This is a genomic window from Nocardia sp. XZ_19_385, assembly GCF_015355755.1.
GTDB lineage: Bacteria > Actinomycetota > Actinomycetes > Mycobacteriales > Mycobacteriaceae > Nocardia.
This window is the reverse complement of the sequence record NZ_JACVEE010000002.1, coordinates 1,283,800-1,300,940: the sequence shown is the minus strand read 5'-3', so window position 1 is coordinate 1,300,940 and position 17,141 is coordinate 1,283,800. Positions and strand designations below refer to the sequence as shown.

Here is a 17,141-nt window from a genome sequence, read left to right as displayed (position 1 = left end):
TCAGCTCTTGCCGAGGGTGACCGCGTCCGGTTCGGGATCTTCGAGGGTGCCCGCGCCGTCGGTGAGAGCGGCGGCGAACTGGGCGTTGTAGAGGCGGTAGTAGGCGCCGCGTTCCTGGAGCAGGCGTTCGTGGTTGCCGTGTTCGACGATGCGGCCCGCCTCCATGACGACGATCAGGTCGGCGTCGCGGATGGTGGAGAGGCGGTGGGCGATCACGAAGCTGGTGCGGTCGCGGCGCAGGGCCGCGGTCGCGTGCTGCACCAGGAGTTCGGTGCGGGTGTCGACCGAGCTGGTCGCCTCGTCCAGGATCAGGATGGACGGCTTGGCCAGGAACGCGCGGGCGATGGTGATGAGCTGCTTCTCACCGGCGCTGACGCCGGAGCCCTCTTCGTCGATGACGGTGTCGTAGCCGTCGGGCAGCGCGTGCACGAACCGGTCGACGTAGGCGGCACGGGCGGCCTCGAGGATTTCCAGTTCGCTGGCATTCGGGTTGCCGTAGGCGATGTTCTCCCGGATGGTGCCCTTGAACAGCCAGGTGTCCTGCAACACCATGCCGATGCGGGAGCGCAGGTTGTCGCGCGTCATCTCGGTGATGTCGACGCCGTCGATGGTGATGGTGCCCGCGTCGAGTTCGTAGAACCGCATGAGCAGATTCACCAGTGTCGTCTTGCCCGCACCGGTCGGGCCGACGATGGCGACCACATGACCCGGCTCGGCGATCAGCGAAAGCCGTTCGATGACCGGCTTTTCCGGGTCGTACCGGAAGGAGATGCCCTCGAACTCGACGCGTCCGCGATCCAGCGGGCGGATGCTGTCCATGACCGGGTCCGCGGACTGCTCCTCGGCGTCGAGGATCTCGAAGATTCGTTCCGCCGAGGCCACACCGGACTGCAGCAGGTTGGCCATCGCGCCGATCTGGGTCAGCGGCTGACTGAACTGCCGGGAGTACTGGATGAACGCCTGCACCTCGCCGAGGGAGAGGTTGCCCGTCGCCACCCGCAGGCCACCGACCAGCGCGACCAGCACGAAGTTCACGTTCCCGAGGAACATGATGGACGGCATGATCAGGCCGGAGATGAACTGCGCCTTGAAGCTCGACTCGTAGAGCTCCTGGTTCCGCTTGTCGAATTCCTCGCCGACCTCGCGGTTGCGGCCGAACGCGGTGACCACCTCGTGCCCGGTGTAGGCCTCTTCGACCTGGGCGTTGACCAGACCGGTGTACTTCCACTGGTTCACGAAGTGCGGCTTGGACCGCTTCGCGATCTGCGCGGTGATGATGATCGCGGCGGGCACGGTGAGCAGCGCGATCACCGCCAGCAGCGGCGAAATCCAGAACATCATGATCAGGATGCCGATCACCGTGAACAGCGAGGTGAGCAGCTGGCTCATGGTCTGCTGCAGGCTGGTCGAGACATTGTCGACATCGTTGGTGACCCGGCTAAGCAGGTCACCGCGCGGCGCGGTGTCGAAGTAGCGCAACGGCAGCCGGTGGATCTTCTCCTCGATATCGCTGCGCAGGCGCTTCACCGTGCGGTTGATGACGATATTGAGCAGGAACGCCTGCAACCAGCCGAACACCGAGGCGCCGATGTAGAGCGCCAGCACCAGCATCAGCACCCGGCCGACAGCCCCGAAGTCGACGCCGACCCCGGGGGTGACGTCCATCGCGCCGAGCATGTCGGCGAAAGTGTTGTCGCCCTTGGACCGAAGCTCTTCGATCACCTGGTCCTTGGTGGCGCCCGCGGGCAGCTGCTTGCCGACCGCGCCGTCGAACACCAGGTTCGTCGCCTTGCCGAGCAGGTACGGGCCGAGGGTGTTGAGCACCACCGAGATGACGACGAGCGCGATGATCAGCCCGACATAGAACCGTTCCGGCGTGAGCCGGCGCATCAGCCGCTTCAGCGACGGGCCGAAGGACTTCGGCTTCGCGTCCGGCGCACCGGGATTGACTCCGGGCCTCATCGCACCTCCTCCGCGGACAGCTGGGACTCGACGATTTCCTGGTACTCCGGACAGTCACGCAGCAATTGCTCGTGGGTCCCGATCCCCGCCATCGCCCCGTCCTCCAGCACCACGATCTGGTCCGCGTCGCGGATGGTGGAAATCCGTTGCGCGACAATGATTACCGAAGCGTCCCTGGTCACCGGCCGCAAGGCGTCGCGCAGTCGCGCGTCGGTGGCCACGTCGAGCGCGGAGAACGAATCGTCGAACAGGTAGATCCGGGGTTGGCGCACCAGCGCCCGGGCGATCGCCAAGCGCTGCCGCTGACCACCGGAAACGGTGGTGCCGCCCTGGGCGACCGGCGTGTCCAGGCCCTGCGGCATGTCCCGCACGAAATCATCGGCCTGCGCGATTTCCAGTGCGCGCCAAAGTTCTTCGTCGGTGGCGTCGGGTTTGCCGTAGCGCAGGTTGCTCGCGACGGTTCCGGAGAACAGGTACGCCTTCTGCGGCACCAAACCGATGTGTTCGCGCAGCAGCTCCAGATCGAGGTGGCGCACATCCGTGCCGCCGACATACAGCGCGCCGTCGGTGACGTCGATGAGCCGCGGAATCAGGTTGAGCAGCGTGGTCTTACCCGCGCCGGTGGATCCGACGATCGCGGTCGTCGTCCCCGGCTTCACCTCGAACTTGATCGCCTTCAAGACCGGCTTCTCCGCGCCCGGATAGGCGAATTCGGCGTAGGACACGTCCACCGAGGCCGGGTCGGCGGCGAACGGCTGCGGGAACTTGGGCGGCACCACCGAGGTCTCGGTGTCCAGCACCGCGCCGATCCGATCAGCCGAGACCGCGGCGCGCGGCGCCATCATGGCCAGGAACGAGGCCATCATGACGGCCATCAGGATCTGCATGATGTAGGACAGCATCGCCGTCAGCGAGCCGATCTGCATCGTCCCGTCTTCGACGAGGTGCCCGCCGAACCAGATCACCGCGACCGCGGTGACGTTCGAGATCAGCATGACCACCGGTAACATCAGCGCCATCAAACGCCCGACGCGCAGCGAGGTATCGGTGAGCTCCGAGTTCGCCAGCCCGAAACGCCAGGTCTCCTGCCGTTCCCGGACGAAAGCGCGCACCACGCGGATACCGGTGATCTGCTCGCGCAGCACCCGGTTCACCTCGTCGATCCGGTGCTGCATATCCCGGAAGCCGGGCACCATGCGGGCCACGATCAAGCCCATCGCGACAGCGAGTGCGGGCACCGCGATCAGCAACAGCCAGGACAGCCCGAGGTCTTCGCGCAACGCCATGAAGATGCCGCCGAAACACATGATCGGCGCCATCACCAGGATGGTCGCCGACATCACGATGAGCAGCTGCACCTGCTGAATGTCATTGGTATTGCGGGTGATCAGCGACGGCGCACCGAACTGGCCGACCTCGCGCGCGGAGAAGGTGCCGACCCGATGCAGCAGCGCCCCGCGCATATCCCGGCCCGCCGCCATCGCGGCCTGCGCCCCCAGATATACCGAGCAGGCGGACGCGACGATCTGCACACCGGTCACCGCGAGCATCCACAAACCGGTGTTCCAGATATATCCGATATCGCCCTTGGTGACGCCGTTGTCGATCAGATCGGCGTTCAAGCTGGGCAGATACAACATCGCGATAACCGAGATCAGCTGTAGCACAACGACCCCGGCCAGTTGGGCACGGTAGGGGGCGAGGGAGGTGCGGAGCAGTCGGATCAACATGATGTTAGGCAGGCTACCGGCTGGTGGTGACGCCCGTCGCGAGGTTTAGCGGCGGGCATGAAACCGGTGCGCTCAGCTGGGTTGCACGTGCGGCTCCCGGCGCGCCCAGGCGCCGGGGTCGGCGATCAGCGCTCCGACGAATTCCGGCAGCTGATCGTCGGCGATGTCGCCGATCGACACGTTCTCCAGCACGGCACGCAGATTCACCCGCACCGCGATCCAGACCTGCTGCAACGGCTCGGCCACGCCTTCGTATTTCACGTCCTCGGGCCGCTCGCCGCGCACCGAGGCCAGCGGGCCCTCGACCGCGCGGATCACGTCGGCGATGGAGATGTCCAGGGCGGGCCGGGCCAGCCAGTACCCGCCGTCGGGTCCGCGCCGGCTGATCACCAGCTCGGCCCGGCGCAGTTCGCCGAGCACGGTCTCGAGCACCTTCGGCGGGATCTGCTGCGCGGTCGCGATGGCGTCGGCTTTGAGCGCGGCGGACCCACCCCCCTTGGCGATTTCGAGCAGGGTTCGCACCGCGTAGTCGACCTTCGCGGTGATATGCACTGCTGCTCCCTGCTCGGTTCCCGGTTGTTCCGCTATGAAATCTACTGCGCTAGTTCGTGCCGCAGGCGGTCAGTACACAGGTGGCCGCATCCAGCAGCGTGGTCTCGATGAGCGCCTCGTCCGCCTCCGGCGCGACTTCGCCGGAGAACAACGCCACCTCGAGCACCTGCAGCGCGGCGCTGGCCCGCAGTTTCTGCTCCGGGCTCGGGTCCGGGCCGGCCAGCCAATCCCCCAGTTGCCGGCCGAATTCGAACATGTCCGGGTAGCGACCGGCCATCGCGTTGAGGATCGCGACGGTGTCGCGCACGCACAGTGCGCCCGCGTCACGGTTGCGCAGCATGCCCCGGATGTAGGTCTGCAGCACGGTCCGCACGCCCTCGGCGCTGAAGGGGACGGTCTTGATGTCCTCGGCCACCGCGCGCATGTGCTCGACGATCGGATTCACGATCGCGACAAGCAGATCCAGCTTCGAGGGGTAGTGATAGTAGAGCGAGGCCTTTGTGATTCCTACCGCATCGGCGACCTCGCGGAGGCTCGTCTGCTCGAATCCTTTGCTGCCGAACAGCTCCACCGCGGCGTCCCGAATTGCCGTTTTAGTCCCGCTACCTGCGGGAACGGAGTGGGTCGTCGCTGAGGTGTCCATCGATGTCCTGTCCTACTTAGTGAGCCGCGCTAACCGTGCCACTGAAAATAGAGGTTGTACCTCCACTTAGTCGCTCGGTAGTCTACCTACCGCACGGTAGGCAGAAAGCGTCAATGGAGGCGAGGGCCATGCAGGGGCCCCGCGAGTGCTGTCTACGCGCCCCGGAACTCAGCACGTCCCACTGTCTTTCGCTTAGGAGTATCCCCCCGTGTCCGTATTTCTCTATAGATGGGGAAAGTTCGCTTTCCGCCGGAAATGGATCGTGCTTCCCGTCTGGCTGGTCCTACTGATCGTGGTGGGCGGCGTCGCAGGCGTCATCAGCAAGCCGATGAACGACGACTTCTCCATGCCGAACCTGCCGTCCGAGCGGGCCACCGACATCCTGGACCAGCACTTTCCCGGCATGTCGGCACAATTCAGCATGGACGCCGTCCTCGGCACCTATGTGATCAAGGCGCCGGAGGGCCAGAAGCTCACCGATCCGGCCAACAAGACCGCCGTCGACGACCTGATCGCCAAGCTGCGCGAACTGCCGATCGTCGACAGCGGCAATGAGAACAAGCCGCTGGTCAACCCGATCACGATGGCCGAAAGCATGCCGATCGGCCCGGAGAAGACGATCGACTGCGTGGCTGTCGACCGCGCCAGCGCCGATGCCAAGTCCTACTGCGCCGGTGCGCCGTTGAACGTGCTGGGCGCCCAGCCCGACACGGTCGCGGTGCTCGAAGTCCCGTTCAAGATGGCGACCATTGCCGACGTCACCCCCGAGGACCGGAAGCTGGCCTACAACGTCGCCGACGCCGCCCGCAACGCCGGACTCACCGTCGAGATGAGTGGCTCCCTGCCGCTCGAGCAGGAGCAGCCCAGCGCCTCGTCGGAGGCGATCGGCTTCGGCGTCGCCTTCCTCGTCATGATCATCGCCTTCGGTGCGCTGATCGCCGCGTTCGTGCCGCTGATCACCGCGATCGTCGGCCTCGGCCTGGCGACCTCGACCATCCTGCTCGGCACCTCGTTCCTGACGATCCCGACCTTCACGCCGATTCTGGCGACCATGATCGGCATCGCGCTGTCCATCGACTACGCGCTGTTCATCGTCTCCCGGTACAAACACGAACTGGTCGTGCAGGATTCGCCCGAGGAAGCCGCGGGCATCGCCCTGGGCACCGCAGGCTCGGCGGTGGTGTTCGCCGGACTGACCGTCATCATCGCGCTGCTCGGACTGAGCATCGTCGGCGTGCAGTTCCTGACGTTCATGGGCCTCGGCGGCGCTATCGCCGCCGCGTTCGCGGTGCTCACCGCGATCACCTTCCTGCCGGCGCTGATGGGCGCCTTCGGACGGTTCCTGTTCAAACCGAAGGTGCCCTTCGTCGCCAAGCACGACCCGGAAGACGACAGCTCGGTCACCAACGGCACCCGGTTCGCCCGCGTCATCGGCAAGATGCCGCTGCTGACCTTCATCCTGAGCGTCGTCGTGCTCGGCGCGCTGGCCGCCCCCGCGGCCGGGATGAACCTCGGCCTGCCGGGCGAGGGCAGCATGTCCAAGGACACCACCGTCCGCAAGGCTTACGACATCCGCACCGAGGGCTTCGGCGAAGGCAGCAACGGCCTGCTGATGATCGCGGTCGACCTCAGCGATGTCCCGGCCGCGCAACGGGAACCGGCGCTCACCGCGCTGCGCGAGAAGATCGCGTCCTACCCGGACATGGATTACCTGACCGCGACCATGTCCAGCGCCGACGGCGCGGGCGCGATGTTCAACGGTGTGCCGAAGACGGGTCCGAACGAGCAGGTCACCAAGGACCTGGTCAAGCATGCTCGGGACGCCGAAGGTGCGTTCCAGTCCGAATACGGCATGGAGTACGGCGTCACCGGTGTCACCGCGATCTACGCCGACGTCGACAACGTGCTGCTCGGCAAGATCGTGCCGTACCTGGCCATCGTGGCCGGCGCCGCGTTCTTGCTGCTGATCCTGGTGTTCCGCTCGATCCTGGTACCGCTCACCGCGGCGCTCGGGTTCCTGCTGTCCATGGCGGCGACGTTCGGTGCGACGGTCCTCATCTTCCAGGAGGGCGCGTTCGGATTGATCGCGGATCCGCAGCCGATCATCAGCTTCCTGCCGATCATGCTGATCGGTTTGGTGTTCGGCCTGGCCATGGATTACCAGGTGTTCCTGGTGACCCGTATGCGCGAGGAATTCGTGCACGGCAAGTCCGCCAAGGAGGCGATGATCAGCGGGTACCACCACGGCGCCCGCGTGGTCACGGCCGCTGCGGTGATCATGGTTTCGGTGTTCGGCGGCTTCATGCTGATGCCGGACGCGACGGCGAAGTCCATGGGCTTCGCGCTGGCAGCGGGCGTGCTGTTCGACGCGTTCATCGTCCGCATGGTGCTGATCCCGTCGCTGCTGGTGCTCATGGGTAAGTGGTCCTGGTGGATCCCGAAGTGGCTCGACCGGATCCTGCCCGACATCGATGTGGAAGGCGCCAAGCTGCAGGGCCTGCAGCAGAAGACAGTGCAATTGCAGAAGGAGCCGGTCGGCGTGAGCTGACCTCTCCCCCGCGACGCTCGGCCCCGCACCTGCCTCAGGTGCGGGGCCGAGTGCGTTTCCCCTTCATAACAGCTGCCGTCGGTTCTTGATCTTGTGCGCGGACCACAGCAGACTCGGAACAAGTTCCGCTCTTCAGCTCGGTTATCCACCGGCGCTCTGACCGGTGTGGCGTGTCTATCAGGCTCGATCCGATCACCGCGAGGAGAACCCGTGTCTGTATGGCTATATCGGTGGGGGAAGTTCGCCTTCCGCCGCAAATGGATTGTGCTGCCCGTGTGGTTGCTGCTGTTCGTGGTTCTCGGCGCGCTCGGCAACGGGCTGAAGAAGCCGATGACCGACGACTTCAGCATGCCCAACCTGCCCTCGGAACGGGCGACCAACATCCTCGACAAGCACTTCCCCGGCATGTCCGAGGGCTTCAAGTTCGACGCCGTCACCGGCACCTATGTGATCGGCGCGCCCGCCGGGCAGAAGCTCACCGACCCGCCCAACCAGGCCGCGATCAAAGAGCTGATCGGCAAGGTCGAGGCGCTGGGCATCGTCGACCACGCCAAGCCGCTCGCCGACCCGATCGCGGCGACCGAGAAGATGGGCTGCCTGGTTCCCGACGCCGACCCTGCCAAGTGCAGTGGCGCGCCTTTGAACGTGCTGAACAAGACCGCCCCCGATACAGTCGCCTACTTCAGCGTCCCGTTCACCATCACCGACTTCTCCAAGGTCACCGCCGAGGACCGCGAGGCCGCCTACGCGGCGGGTGACGCGGCGCGGGCCGCCGGGCTGACGGTCGAGATGAGCGGCAGCATCGCCATGGAGCAGGAGATGCCGAGCGGCAAATCCGAGATGATCGGTATGGGCGTCGCGTTCCTGGTCATGATCATCGCGTTCGGCGCGATCGTGGCCGCGTTCGTCCCGATCATCACCGCCATCATCGGCCTCGGTGCGGCTACCTCGCTGATCTTCCTCGGCACCTCGGTGCTGTCGGTGCCCAGCTTCACCACGTTCCTGGCCTCGATGATCGGCATCGCGCTGTCCATCGACTACGCGCTGTTCATCGTCTCGCGCTACAAACACGAACTGGCAGTTCAGGATTCACCGGAGGAGGCGGCGGGTATCGCGCTCGGCACCGCCGGTTCGGCGGTCGTGTTCGCCGGTCTGACCGTCATCATCGCGCTGGTCGGACTCAGCATCGTCGGGGTCCGGTTCCTGACCTTCATGGGTCTGGGCGGCGCGGTCGCGGCCGCGTTCGCGGTGCTCACCGCCATCACGCTGATGCCCGCGCTGCTCGGCGCCTTCGGGCGGTTCCTGTTCAAGCCGAAGCTGCCCTACATCGCCAAGGATGACCCCGAAGACGACAGCGTCGTCAGCGTCGGCACCCGCGTCGCCCGCCTGATCGCCCGCGCGCCCTGGGTGACGCTCGGGCTCAGCGTGCTGATCCTGGGTCTGCTCGCCGCGCCCGCCGCCGGCCTGAATCTCGGGCTACCCGGCGAGGACAGCATGCCCAAGACCTCCACCGTCCGGAAGGCCTACGACCTGCGCACCGAAGGCTTCGGGCCGGGCAGCAACGGCATCCTGCAGGTGGCGGTCGACCTGAGCAATGTGCCCGCCGAGCGCCGCGAGGCCGCGCTGAGCTCGTTGCACGACAAGCTCGCGTCCTACCCGGGCATGGATTACGTGACCGAGCCGATGCTGAGTGAGGACGGCGGCGGCGCGCTGATCGAGGGTGTGCCGAACGACGGACCGAATGCCAAGGCCACCAAGGACCTGGTGTCGGAGGCCCGCGACGCCGAGGCGCAGCTGAAATCCGAGTACGGGATGGAATACGGCATCACCGGCACCACCGCGATCTACGCCGATATCGACCACGTGCTGCTCAGCAAGATCGTGCCCTACCTGGCGATCGTGGCCGGTGCGGCGTTCCTCCTGCTGATCGCGGTGTTCCGCTCGGTGCTGGTGCCGTTGACCGCGGCGCTCGGCTTCCTGCTGTCCATGGCGGCCACCTTCGGCGCGACCGTGCTGATCTTCCAGGACGGCAAGTTCGGCCTGATCAAGGATCCGCACGCGATCGTCAGCTTCCTGCCGATCATGTTGATCGGCTTGGTATTCGGTCTCGCCATGGACTATCAGGTGTTCCTGATGACGCGCATGCGCGAGGAATACGTGCACGGCAAGTCGCCGAAGGAAGCGGTGATCAACGGCTACCACCACGGCGCGCGCGTGGTCACCGCGGCCGCGATCATCATGATCTCGGTGTTCGGCTCGTTCCTGCTGGAGACCGACGCCACGGCCAAGTCGATGGGCTTCGCGCTGGCGGTCGGCGTGCTGCTGGACGCGTTCCTGGTGCGCATGGTGCTGATTCCGTCGCTGCTGGTGCTGCTGGGCAAGTGGGCCTGGTGGATGCCGAGGTGGCTGGATCGGATCGTGCTGGACATCGATATCGAGGGCACCAAACTGCGTGAGCTGCAAGGGCATTCGGCGGAGTACGCCGAGCCGCGCACCAGCTGAGGCAGGCGTCGAACCGAGCCCCCCATGCCACGGCATGGGGGGCTCGTTGTTTGCTGGATCGTGGGTTGAGGGGACGTGCAGCCGGTGTCACTCACTCGGCTGCGGCAAGGTGCACTGACCGACCTTCGGGTTGACTCCCGTGTAGTTGAGCGGGCCGGACACCGCCGTGAGGGCGATGGTGCCGAACCCGGAACAGGTGATCGGGCCGTTCGTGAAATAGCCGCGCTGAACTGCGGCGAACAGCCCGATGGCCAACCAGACCATGAGCAGGACGCTCGCTATCCGTGAGGGGAGACCGTGCTCGCGCTCCGGTCGCCCATAAGCAGCTCGCTCGCGCATAAATATCGCTTCCCTTCCCCCTCGACGGTACGCGGGCAACAGTGACTGGCCGGTGCTTGTCGGCAAATAGCAAACGCCCGGCTACCGAGTCGGTAGCCGGGCGTTGGTCCGTATGGCGTGCTTACGGACTGGGTTGCGGCACATCGCAATCGTCGACCTTGGGGTTGACGCCCATGTAGTTGAGCGGACCCGAGATCACGGTCACGACGATCGTGCCGAACCCGGCGCAGTTGACCGGCCCACTGTCGAAATAATCTCGCTGAAATGCAGCGACCACACCGATCAGCAGCCAGATCAGAACTATGACACTTCCGATTCTCATGTAACTCTCGCGCATTCTCTCTAGCGGACAGTCGGCGACGCATCTGCGCGGCGCTCTTTCCCGCTCCTGTTCGGTGGGCGTTATACCCACCGGGACACGCTTTATCCGCGCAATGCGGGGCCGAGCCAGCGGCGGATCAGAGTGCGCAGCTCATCGTCGGAATGCGGCGGGTCGGCCGGGTACTGGAGGAAGGAGAAGGTGAGTCGCATGATGATTTCGGCGAGGTCGGGCAGCTCGTCGTCGCGGATGCCGAAGGCGGGCCAGTCGACGGGCATACGGGCCAGCATCTGCGCGCCGTAGGAGGTGGCGCGGGCGGAGGTGGCGCCGCGACTGAACGCCACGTTCTCCCCGGTCTGCAGCAGCAGCCCGAGGTAGGGCTCGCTGCGAATCGTGCTCAGGGTGAACACGATCGACTCGGTGGCGGCCTCCACCGGCGTGCTGATGTGGGCGACGAAGGCCTGCATCCGATCGAGAAACTGCTCCGCTCCGGCTTCGGCGACGGCCAGCAGCAGTTCGGGCAGGCTGGGGAAATAGCGGTACACCGTTTGACGGGTGATGCCCAGCTCGGCGGCGACCGCCGCGATGTTGACTTTGGTCGGGCCGAGCTGGTCGACACAGCGGGTGGCGGCGGCGACGATCCGGCCCCGGGCCTCGGTTTCGTCTCGGGGTAGATCACCATCCCAGCCGCGGGTTCTCACCGCAGGATTATCACACGGTGGTTCCGGCCGGACCTTTCTCCGGCCGCTCAGCGGACTCGCGACGGAAGTACACCGCGGCGAGACAGACGAGGGCAACCACGAAGCAGGCCGCCGTGTAGGGGGCGTTGCCGATATAGGTGCCGCCTTCGGTGACTCCGTCGCGGGCATCGAAGAATTCGGGCAGCGCGGCAGCCCACAACACCGCGAACACCGCCAGATAGACGACCGGATAGATGCGAACGTAGGGCGTGAGCGCTTCGGAGCTGCCCCGTCGCCACGCCTGGAACAGCAGGATCGCGCCGACGATCCAGAGGGCGGCGATCTCGATGGCCAGCACAATGCCCTGCGCGGTCCGGTTGGGGGAATCGCCGCCGAAGATCGAAGCCGGAATACCCGCGACCGACATGCTGATCGGCACCAGCGCGCCCGCCACCAGCACCCGCCAGAGCAGCGATCCGGCCCCGAGCTTGCGGCCACGCCAGCTCGGCTGCCCGACCAGCTTCACGATCAGATAGGTCAGGGTGCCGAAGGACACCGACGCGAACAACATGACGCTGTTCAGCGGCACCGACGCCAGCAACGGCTGGTTCAGATCGTTGTCCAGATTCCAGGCCCACCATTTCAGTTGCGGCCCGAGCTGATCGAAGATCTCGTAGAACACCTGGCAGACGAAAGCCACACAGACCGCGCCGATCAGGGCCCCGCGCTTGCGCTGGAAGACCCCGAGGCTGCGGACCAGCTCGTAGGCCAGCTGGCTCAGGGCCGGGTAGATGGCGATGATGTACAGCGGTAGCCGGTCGTACATGAACTGCACCGTGAACACGTTGTGCGCGAAGAAGAATCCGACTTCTTCTTGCAGGCCGAACCATTCCGGGAAGTACAGCGGCGGTTCGATGACGAACAGGTAGACCAGCGAGGCGAACCACAGCGCGAGATTGGCCGGGTCGCCGTCCCGGCGCAGCCGGCGCACCGCGTGCACGAGCGCGAAGATCGCGCCGGCGATGATCAAGAGTTCCAGGACCGGCAGGGTCCAGTTCGCCAAGTCCGCCGGGTTGCGCAGGGTGACAATCGGATTCACGTCATGGCAGGAGAAGCCGAGATCCTTGGTAATGCGTTCGGCGACCGGATCGCAAGTCGCACTCATGCCGCGACTCCGGACTCGCTGGCGGCCACCGGCTGGTCCTCGGTGTAGTCGGTGCCCGGCGGGTCCTGCGCGATATCGAAAGCACGCGGCAGTTTGGCGAGGCCCAGCATCATCTTGATCTTGTGCCGGAGCAGGCCGGCGAGGAAGCGCGGGCTCCGGAGCATCTCCGACATCGACTCGTCGAGATTGAACACGCGGGCGAAGTGATCTTCGACGACCGGGTCTTCCCGGCCTGCGGTGGAGATCAGATTGAACACCGGCCACACCGACGCCGCCGAGATCCGGCGCCGCCAGGGTGCGACGACCTCGGTGCCGGTCGCATGCTCATAACCCTGATCCCGGGCCATCGCCAGCATCCACGGCACACTCAGCGATTTACGCTGCGCCGTAAGGAATTCGGTGAGGAAGCGGCGATCGAGGGTGTTGTTACCCCTGATCTTTTCGGCCAGCAGGAGTGCGGAGCGGGCCGCCGAACTTATCCCCTGCGCGTAGAACGGATTGAAGGCGCAGATCGAATCGCCGATGACGAACAGGCCCAGCGGCGGATTTTTCATCAAATCGAAACGGCGCCACTTGTTTCCGGTCGAACGCGTGTGATGGACCTCCGAGATCTCCTCGCACAGATCCATCGCGGCGGCGAACGCGGGCGTCCGGATCTTTCGGGCCGCGGCCACGAAATCGTCGGTGTCCTTGGGCAATTCCAGGCCCCAGGCGCCCATGCACGCGATCGCGCGATCGCCTTCGATCGGGAAGAAGTTGACCAGGAAGTCGTGCTCGGGCGGGTGCGCGCCCTTGTCCTGGCTGGGCATGATCGCCATGTGTTCCCACCACCAGGTTTCGGGGCGTTGCTTCGGGAGTTGCAGCCACATCGAGGTGTAGCCGACCTTGGCGTCGAGCGAACGCACCGGTGGCTCCTCCCAGCCCGCTGCGGCGAGCCAGCTGGTCACCGCCGATCCCCGCCCCATCGCATCGATCACCAGATCGGCTTCGATCAGTTCCTCGGTGCGACTCGTGCCCTGCACCCGCACGCCGGTGACCCGCCCGTCCGGGGTACCGCCGTCCACGGTCTGAATCCCCCGGATCCCCACCTGCTCCCGCACAGTCACGTTGCTGACCTGGGCGACCTTGTCGCGCAGCACCCGCTCGATCATGATCCGCGAACCGTAGATCATCGTCATCGACCCGCGTTTGCGCGGCGCCCATCCCTCGGCCTCGCAATACGCGGTGTTCAGCGAGGCGTTGAGCAGTTGTCCACCCGCCTCGAGCAAGGCCTGTTCGAAGCCGGGAAACAACGCCTCGATCGACCGCCGCCCCGAGTTCAACAGGAAGTGCGGGTGCTTGCTCTGCGGCACGCCCCGCCGATGATCCGCCCCGGCCGGCAGCGAATCCCGTTCCAGCACAAGCACTTCATCGAAGAACGGCGCCACCGCCCCGGCCGCACACAACCCCGCGACACTGCCACCGAGAACAACGGCTCGCCTACCAACCACCACGATCAACCACCTTTGGTCATACAGATGTGCCGAGAGTGTATGACCGAGATGTGCTGGTCTGTCAATAGCGGAACGGAAGCGAGCAGCAAAAAGCCCCTCACCTGATGAACAGGTGAGGGGCTTCATGGCGGTGGCGGAGGGATTTGAACTCTCCTTCACCCCGCTACCATAACCAGGGCCGATATCGCAAATTCCTTGGTGGAGTGAGGTATTCATTCACCCGGGTACACCTTCAAGAACACTCTTCGACCGGGGTTCTTTGTCAAAATCTTGTCAGCTAAAGCCCCTCCTTCCTACTGATTCCCGATGAATCTCCGGGCGTTCCTAGCCTTGCCTCGCCCAGGGCGCAGCTCTCCTACCTGGGGCCACCACCCCCCCGCCGCCCTCACGGCTCACACCGCACCACTCCGTTGTTCACCGGCCATACGCATTCCAAGGGTCTTTGTTATCCGGCCGTGACCCGGATACCCGTACTGCGGCTCGACTGCTATACGTAACGCATCGAGCCGGAACGGGGCAAGGGGTGTCCCCCAGGGCCTGTGAGCTCAAGGACCGGGGCCTGGTTTCGTTTCTAAGCCACCAAAGTTGATCCACTCATATTCGGGTATAGGTCAGGACGTTCCTGTCCGTGCGTCGAGAGCTTTGCGGATCAGCCCCCGCGCCGACTTGCCGGTCGCCGACTGGCTAACCATCGCTCGAAACGCCTTCTCGTACAGCGCAATCTCGCGGGGTTGCGTTATCGACAGCTCGGCTGTCACAGCTTCCACTTGGACTAAGCGTTGGTCGTAGATGACGAAATTCGTTTGTGGCACAACATAGTTCGACGCAAGCGGGACGATGTTCAGTTCGACCCGGGGGAGTGCTATCGCAATCAGCAGTCGATCGAGCTGTCCCAGCATCACATCGTCGTCGCCAACGGTGGTGTAGAGCGCTTGCTCGCCAATGAGGTAGTGAACCCGGTGATCGCCTCGGTAGAGGTACCGCTGTTGGCGTTCCATGCGGACCGCTACCGCCGTTTCGACATCGTTGGGGGTGCGGTAGAAGTCCGCCACCTGGCGCAGGATCGCTCCGGCGTACTCAGGGGTGTGCAGCAGGCCCGGGACAAGCCCCGGGTCGTAGCCACGAATGAGTTTGGTCTCCGCTTCGAGCGAAACCGATTGCTGTTGTCTACGACGTGTCCCGGTCGCGCAGATGCGCCGCCACTCGATGTACGCGGCGTCCAGATGGCGCAGCGTTGCAATCAGGTCTGCGACGTGATGCGGACTTCTGGTGTGGTTACACCACGCACGTACGTCGTCTTCGGTTGGAGTCTGTTTTCCGTGCTCGATCTTCGAGATTTTGGCCGGGTGCCAGCCCGCTGACGTTGCGAGCTGGCGGCCCGTGAGACCGGCGTCTTTACGGAGGTCTCTCAGCTGTTGTCCGAGCGCTTCGCGCGCTTCATGGACATCGGTCACGATCCGACGGTAGTCCGAACGTATTGGTCGTGTGGAGTCGCCCGGGACCACACAGCTTCTGCTACGTCGATGCTGCGTTGAACTATGGCTGAATCCGTGGTCACAGCCGCGCCGGCCGCCGCACCGTCCTGGGTGAACAGCGTGAAAGCAACGGCTTCGTCATCGAATAGCCAGTAATCATCAATGGGCAACTCGTCGGAAGCGGTGAGGTGACGGGGCAAGTACCTGATGTCCTCCCCTGCCTCGATGTTGAGCCGGGAAACGGCAAGGGTCCAGCGCTGGTAGTCGACCAGCGGTTCCGTGACGACGCGAACGCGCTGGAAGGTCACCCCCCGCTTCGCGGTGTCGCTAACAAGATCTGTCCATCCCTGCATCCAGGCGTAGTCGTCGGGCTGGCCTGCTAAGAACAGGTTGAACGGCTCGGCTTCCTCCGGCGTGGTGTAGGTGTCCTGTAGCTCGAGGTGAAATGCGGACCGCTGACAGTGCCGGAACAGATCGGTGAAATCGTCACCGAGCATGAAGAACATCCCGCCGAACCTCCTTTCCGGCTGGAACCTCTACGCAGGCTTCGTGGCTAGGTATATCCATCTGCCGCAACGCTTCCGGGTTGGTGATCGGCCCTCCAGTCAGTGTGAATGTGCCGTGCCCCGTGTCGGTTAGCAAGGTTCCCAGGCAGGTTCCCGGCTCCAGGAAGGCCAGGAGCGGGTGGCTGATCTCGATGAGCTCTGGATGCTCGGGCACGCGCCAGCCTTGAACTATGTAGGTGCCGCGCGCAGTGCGGTACAGGGTTGGGGAATGGCCGCCGTTGGTGTTCTTTCCGAGGAACGTCAGAGGCAGTATCTCGTCAAGGTGCTCCGTATTGCTCATCTTCCAATCATGGTCCATAACTGCCGATTTGGTGTCTCAAAGAAGGGCAACATCAACATTATTTGAAGCAATCTCAAGCAACTTCATGGCCTGCGGCACGGCTCGGTTCGTAGCGTCTAGATCAGCGCTCGGGGCCGGAGCCCAACAGCCCGGCTCCGAGTGCAAGCCAACGAACGAAGGGGCTGGCCGTGGCACTGACAGGTTCACAAGCGTCGGTGCTGCGGGCACTGGCACAGGCACCGGTCGATTCCCTGACGGTTAAAGAGATTCGGGACGCTTCCGGGTTCTGTGACACCTCGGTCCGTAAGGCGCTGGAGGTGCTTGTCGGCAACCGGTTCGTCTGTCACGGCGGCAACTCGCACTTGTGGCAGATCACCCGTATCGGTCTTGCGTTGATCGGGGCGTGGCCTCGAGTCCAAGTGCTTCGTTCGACCAGCGGCGGTATCTGTGTCCGCCAACGCCGGTACCAGGCCGGAGGGGTGGACCGATGAGGGAACGGCCTACCGCGATCGGATACCTACGCCGGGACGTCTCCGGTGTTTCCCAAGCCTGGGATGAAATCCAAATACGAAGTCGGGCAGCAAGGCTCGGCTATGACCTGGCCAAGACCATCGTGTTCGACCGCTACACCGACAACCGGCTGATGCGTCTGCTCCAGGCGGTGGAACGAGACGATGCCGAAGCCGTATTCGTGCCCTCGGCTTCGCATTTCAGCGCTGGGATTCCGCCTGAGCTGGTCGAGTACAGCGACGTGGTCACGGTGAACCCGGAGTTCACCTACTCCCGGACGATCTCGCTACCGATCTTCGCCGATGACCCCTAAGACCCCTGATGGCAACGACGCTCGAAGGAGGTGATCAACAAATGATGGTTGAGATTGAGGGACC

General features: G+C 64.6%; 15 protein-coding genes. 3 read left to right on the top strand and 12 right to left on the bottom strand.

Annotation, left to right across the window (positions count from 1 at the left end; translation table 11 throughout):
- From IBX22_RS18705 to IBX22_RS18690, 4 genes are all read right to left on the bottom strand, one after another.
- Complete coding sequence (locus IBX22_RS18705; protein ID WP_194816819.1) at positions 1 to 1,962, bottom strand: ABC transporter ATP-binding protein; 1,962 nt, start codon at positions 1,960 to 1,962, stop codon at positions 1 to 3.
- Positions 1,959 to 3,692 (bottom strand): ABC transporter ATP-binding protein, encoded by a 1,734-nt coding sequence (locus tag IBX22_RS18700; RefSeq protein WP_194816818.1) that lies wholly within the window; start codon positions 3,690 to 3,692, stop codon positions 1,959 to 1,961. Before IBX22_RS18700 ends, IBX22_RS18705 begins: the two co-directional genes overlap by 4 nt.
- 72 nt (positions 3,693 to 3,764) lie before the next feature.
- Positions 3,765 to 4,244 carry an Rrf2 family transcriptional regulator gene (locus IBX22_RS18695; RefSeq protein WP_194816817.1) on the bottom strand — a complete coding sequence of 160 codons (480 nt, stop codon included), beginning with the start codon at positions 4,242 to 4,244 and terminating at the stop codon, positions 3,765 to 3,767.
- Between the two features lie 49 nt (positions 4,245 to 4,293).
- A complete protein-coding gene (locus tag IBX22_RS18690) occupies positions 4,294 to 4,887 on the bottom strand; it encodes a TetR/AcrR family transcriptional regulator (protein ID WP_194816816.1) in 594 nt (197 codons plus the stop codon).
- Positions 4,888 to 5,095: 208 nt separating this feature from the next.
- Between IBX22_RS18690 and IBX22_RS18685 the strand changes: the two genes are divergently transcribed.
- A complete protein-coding gene (locus IBX22_RS18685; RefSeq protein ID WP_194816815.1) occupies positions 5,096 to 7,435 on the top strand; it encodes an MMPL family transporter in 2,340 nt (779 codons plus the stop codon).
- Positions 7,436 to 7,645: 210 nt separating this feature from the next.
- Positions 7,646 to 9,937, top strand: coding sequence for an MMPL family transporter (locus IBX22_RS18680; protein WP_194816814.1), 2,292 nt, complete (start codon positions 7,646 to 7,648; stop codon positions 9,935 to 9,937).
- An 87-nt stretch (positions 9,938 to 10,024) separates the two neighbouring features.
- On the opposite strand, the gene IBX22_RS18675 is transcribed toward IBX22_RS18680, so the two are convergent.
- From IBX22_RS18675 to IBX22_RS18640, 8 genes are all read right to left on the bottom strand, one after another.
- Positions 10,025 to 10,276, bottom strand: coding sequence for a hypothetical protein (locus IBX22_RS18675; protein WP_194817886.1), 252 nt, complete (start codon positions 10,274 to 10,276; stop codon positions 10,025 to 10,027).
- Between the two features lie 121 nt (positions 10,277 to 10,397).
- A complete protein-coding gene (locus tag IBX22_RS18670) occupies positions 10,398 to 10,598 on the bottom strand; it encodes a hypothetical protein (protein ID WP_194816813.1) in 201 nt (66 codons plus the stop codon).
- Between the two features lie 101 nt (positions 10,599 to 10,699).
- The gene (locus IBX22_RS18665; protein ID WP_194816812.1) at positions 10,700 to 11,296 is read right to left on the bottom strand and encodes a TetR/AcrR family transcriptional regulator; all 597 of its coding nucleotides are present in this window, start codon (positions 11,294 to 11,296) and stop codon (positions 10,700 to 10,702) included.
- Between the two features lie 10 nt (positions 11,297 to 11,306).
- The gene (locus tag IBX22_RS18660) at positions 11,307 to 12,440 is read right to left on the bottom strand and encodes a hypothetical protein (protein ID WP_194816811.1); all 1,134 of its coding nucleotides are present in this window, start codon (positions 12,438 to 12,440) and stop codon (positions 11,307 to 11,309) included.
- Positions 12,437 to 13,933: an NAD(P)/FAD-dependent oxidoreductase gene (locus IBX22_RS18655; RefSeq protein ID WP_194816810.1), complete on the bottom strand. Its 1,497-nt coding sequence runs from the start codon at positions 13,931 to 13,933 to the stop codon at positions 12,437 to 12,439. The genes IBX22_RS18660 and IBX22_RS18655 overlap by 4 nt, the downstream gene beginning before the upstream one ends.
- Positions 13,934 to 14,544: 611 nt before the next feature.
- Positions 14,545 to 15,387: a helix-turn-helix transcriptional regulator gene (locus IBX22_RS18650; RefSeq protein ID WP_309234669.1), complete on the bottom strand. Its 843-nt coding sequence runs from the start codon at positions 15,385 to 15,387 to the stop codon at positions 14,545 to 14,547.
- Positions 15,384 to 15,914 (bottom strand): DUF6879 family protein, encoded by a 531-nt coding sequence (locus IBX22_RS18645; protein ID WP_194816809.1) that lies wholly within the window; start codon positions 15,912 to 15,914, stop codon positions 15,384 to 15,386. The genes IBX22_RS18650 and IBX22_RS18645 overlap by 4 nt, the downstream gene beginning before the upstream one ends.
- Positions 15,895 to 16,254, bottom strand: coding sequence for a hypothetical protein (locus IBX22_RS18640; protein WP_228538865.1), 360 nt, complete (start codon positions 16,252 to 16,254; stop codon positions 15,895 to 15,897). The genes IBX22_RS18645 and IBX22_RS18640 overlap by 20 nt, the downstream gene beginning before the upstream one ends.
- A gap of 487 nt (positions 16,255 to 16,741) precedes the next feature.
- On the opposite strand from IBX22_RS18640, the gene IBX22_RS18635 reads away from it, so the two are divergent.
- Positions 16,742 to 17,077 (top strand): hypothetical protein, encoded by a 336-nt coding sequence (locus tag IBX22_RS18635; RefSeq protein WP_194816808.1) that lies wholly within the window; start codon positions 16,742 to 16,744, stop codon positions 17,075 to 17,077.
- Positions 17,078 to 17,141: the final 64 nt, after the last annotated feature.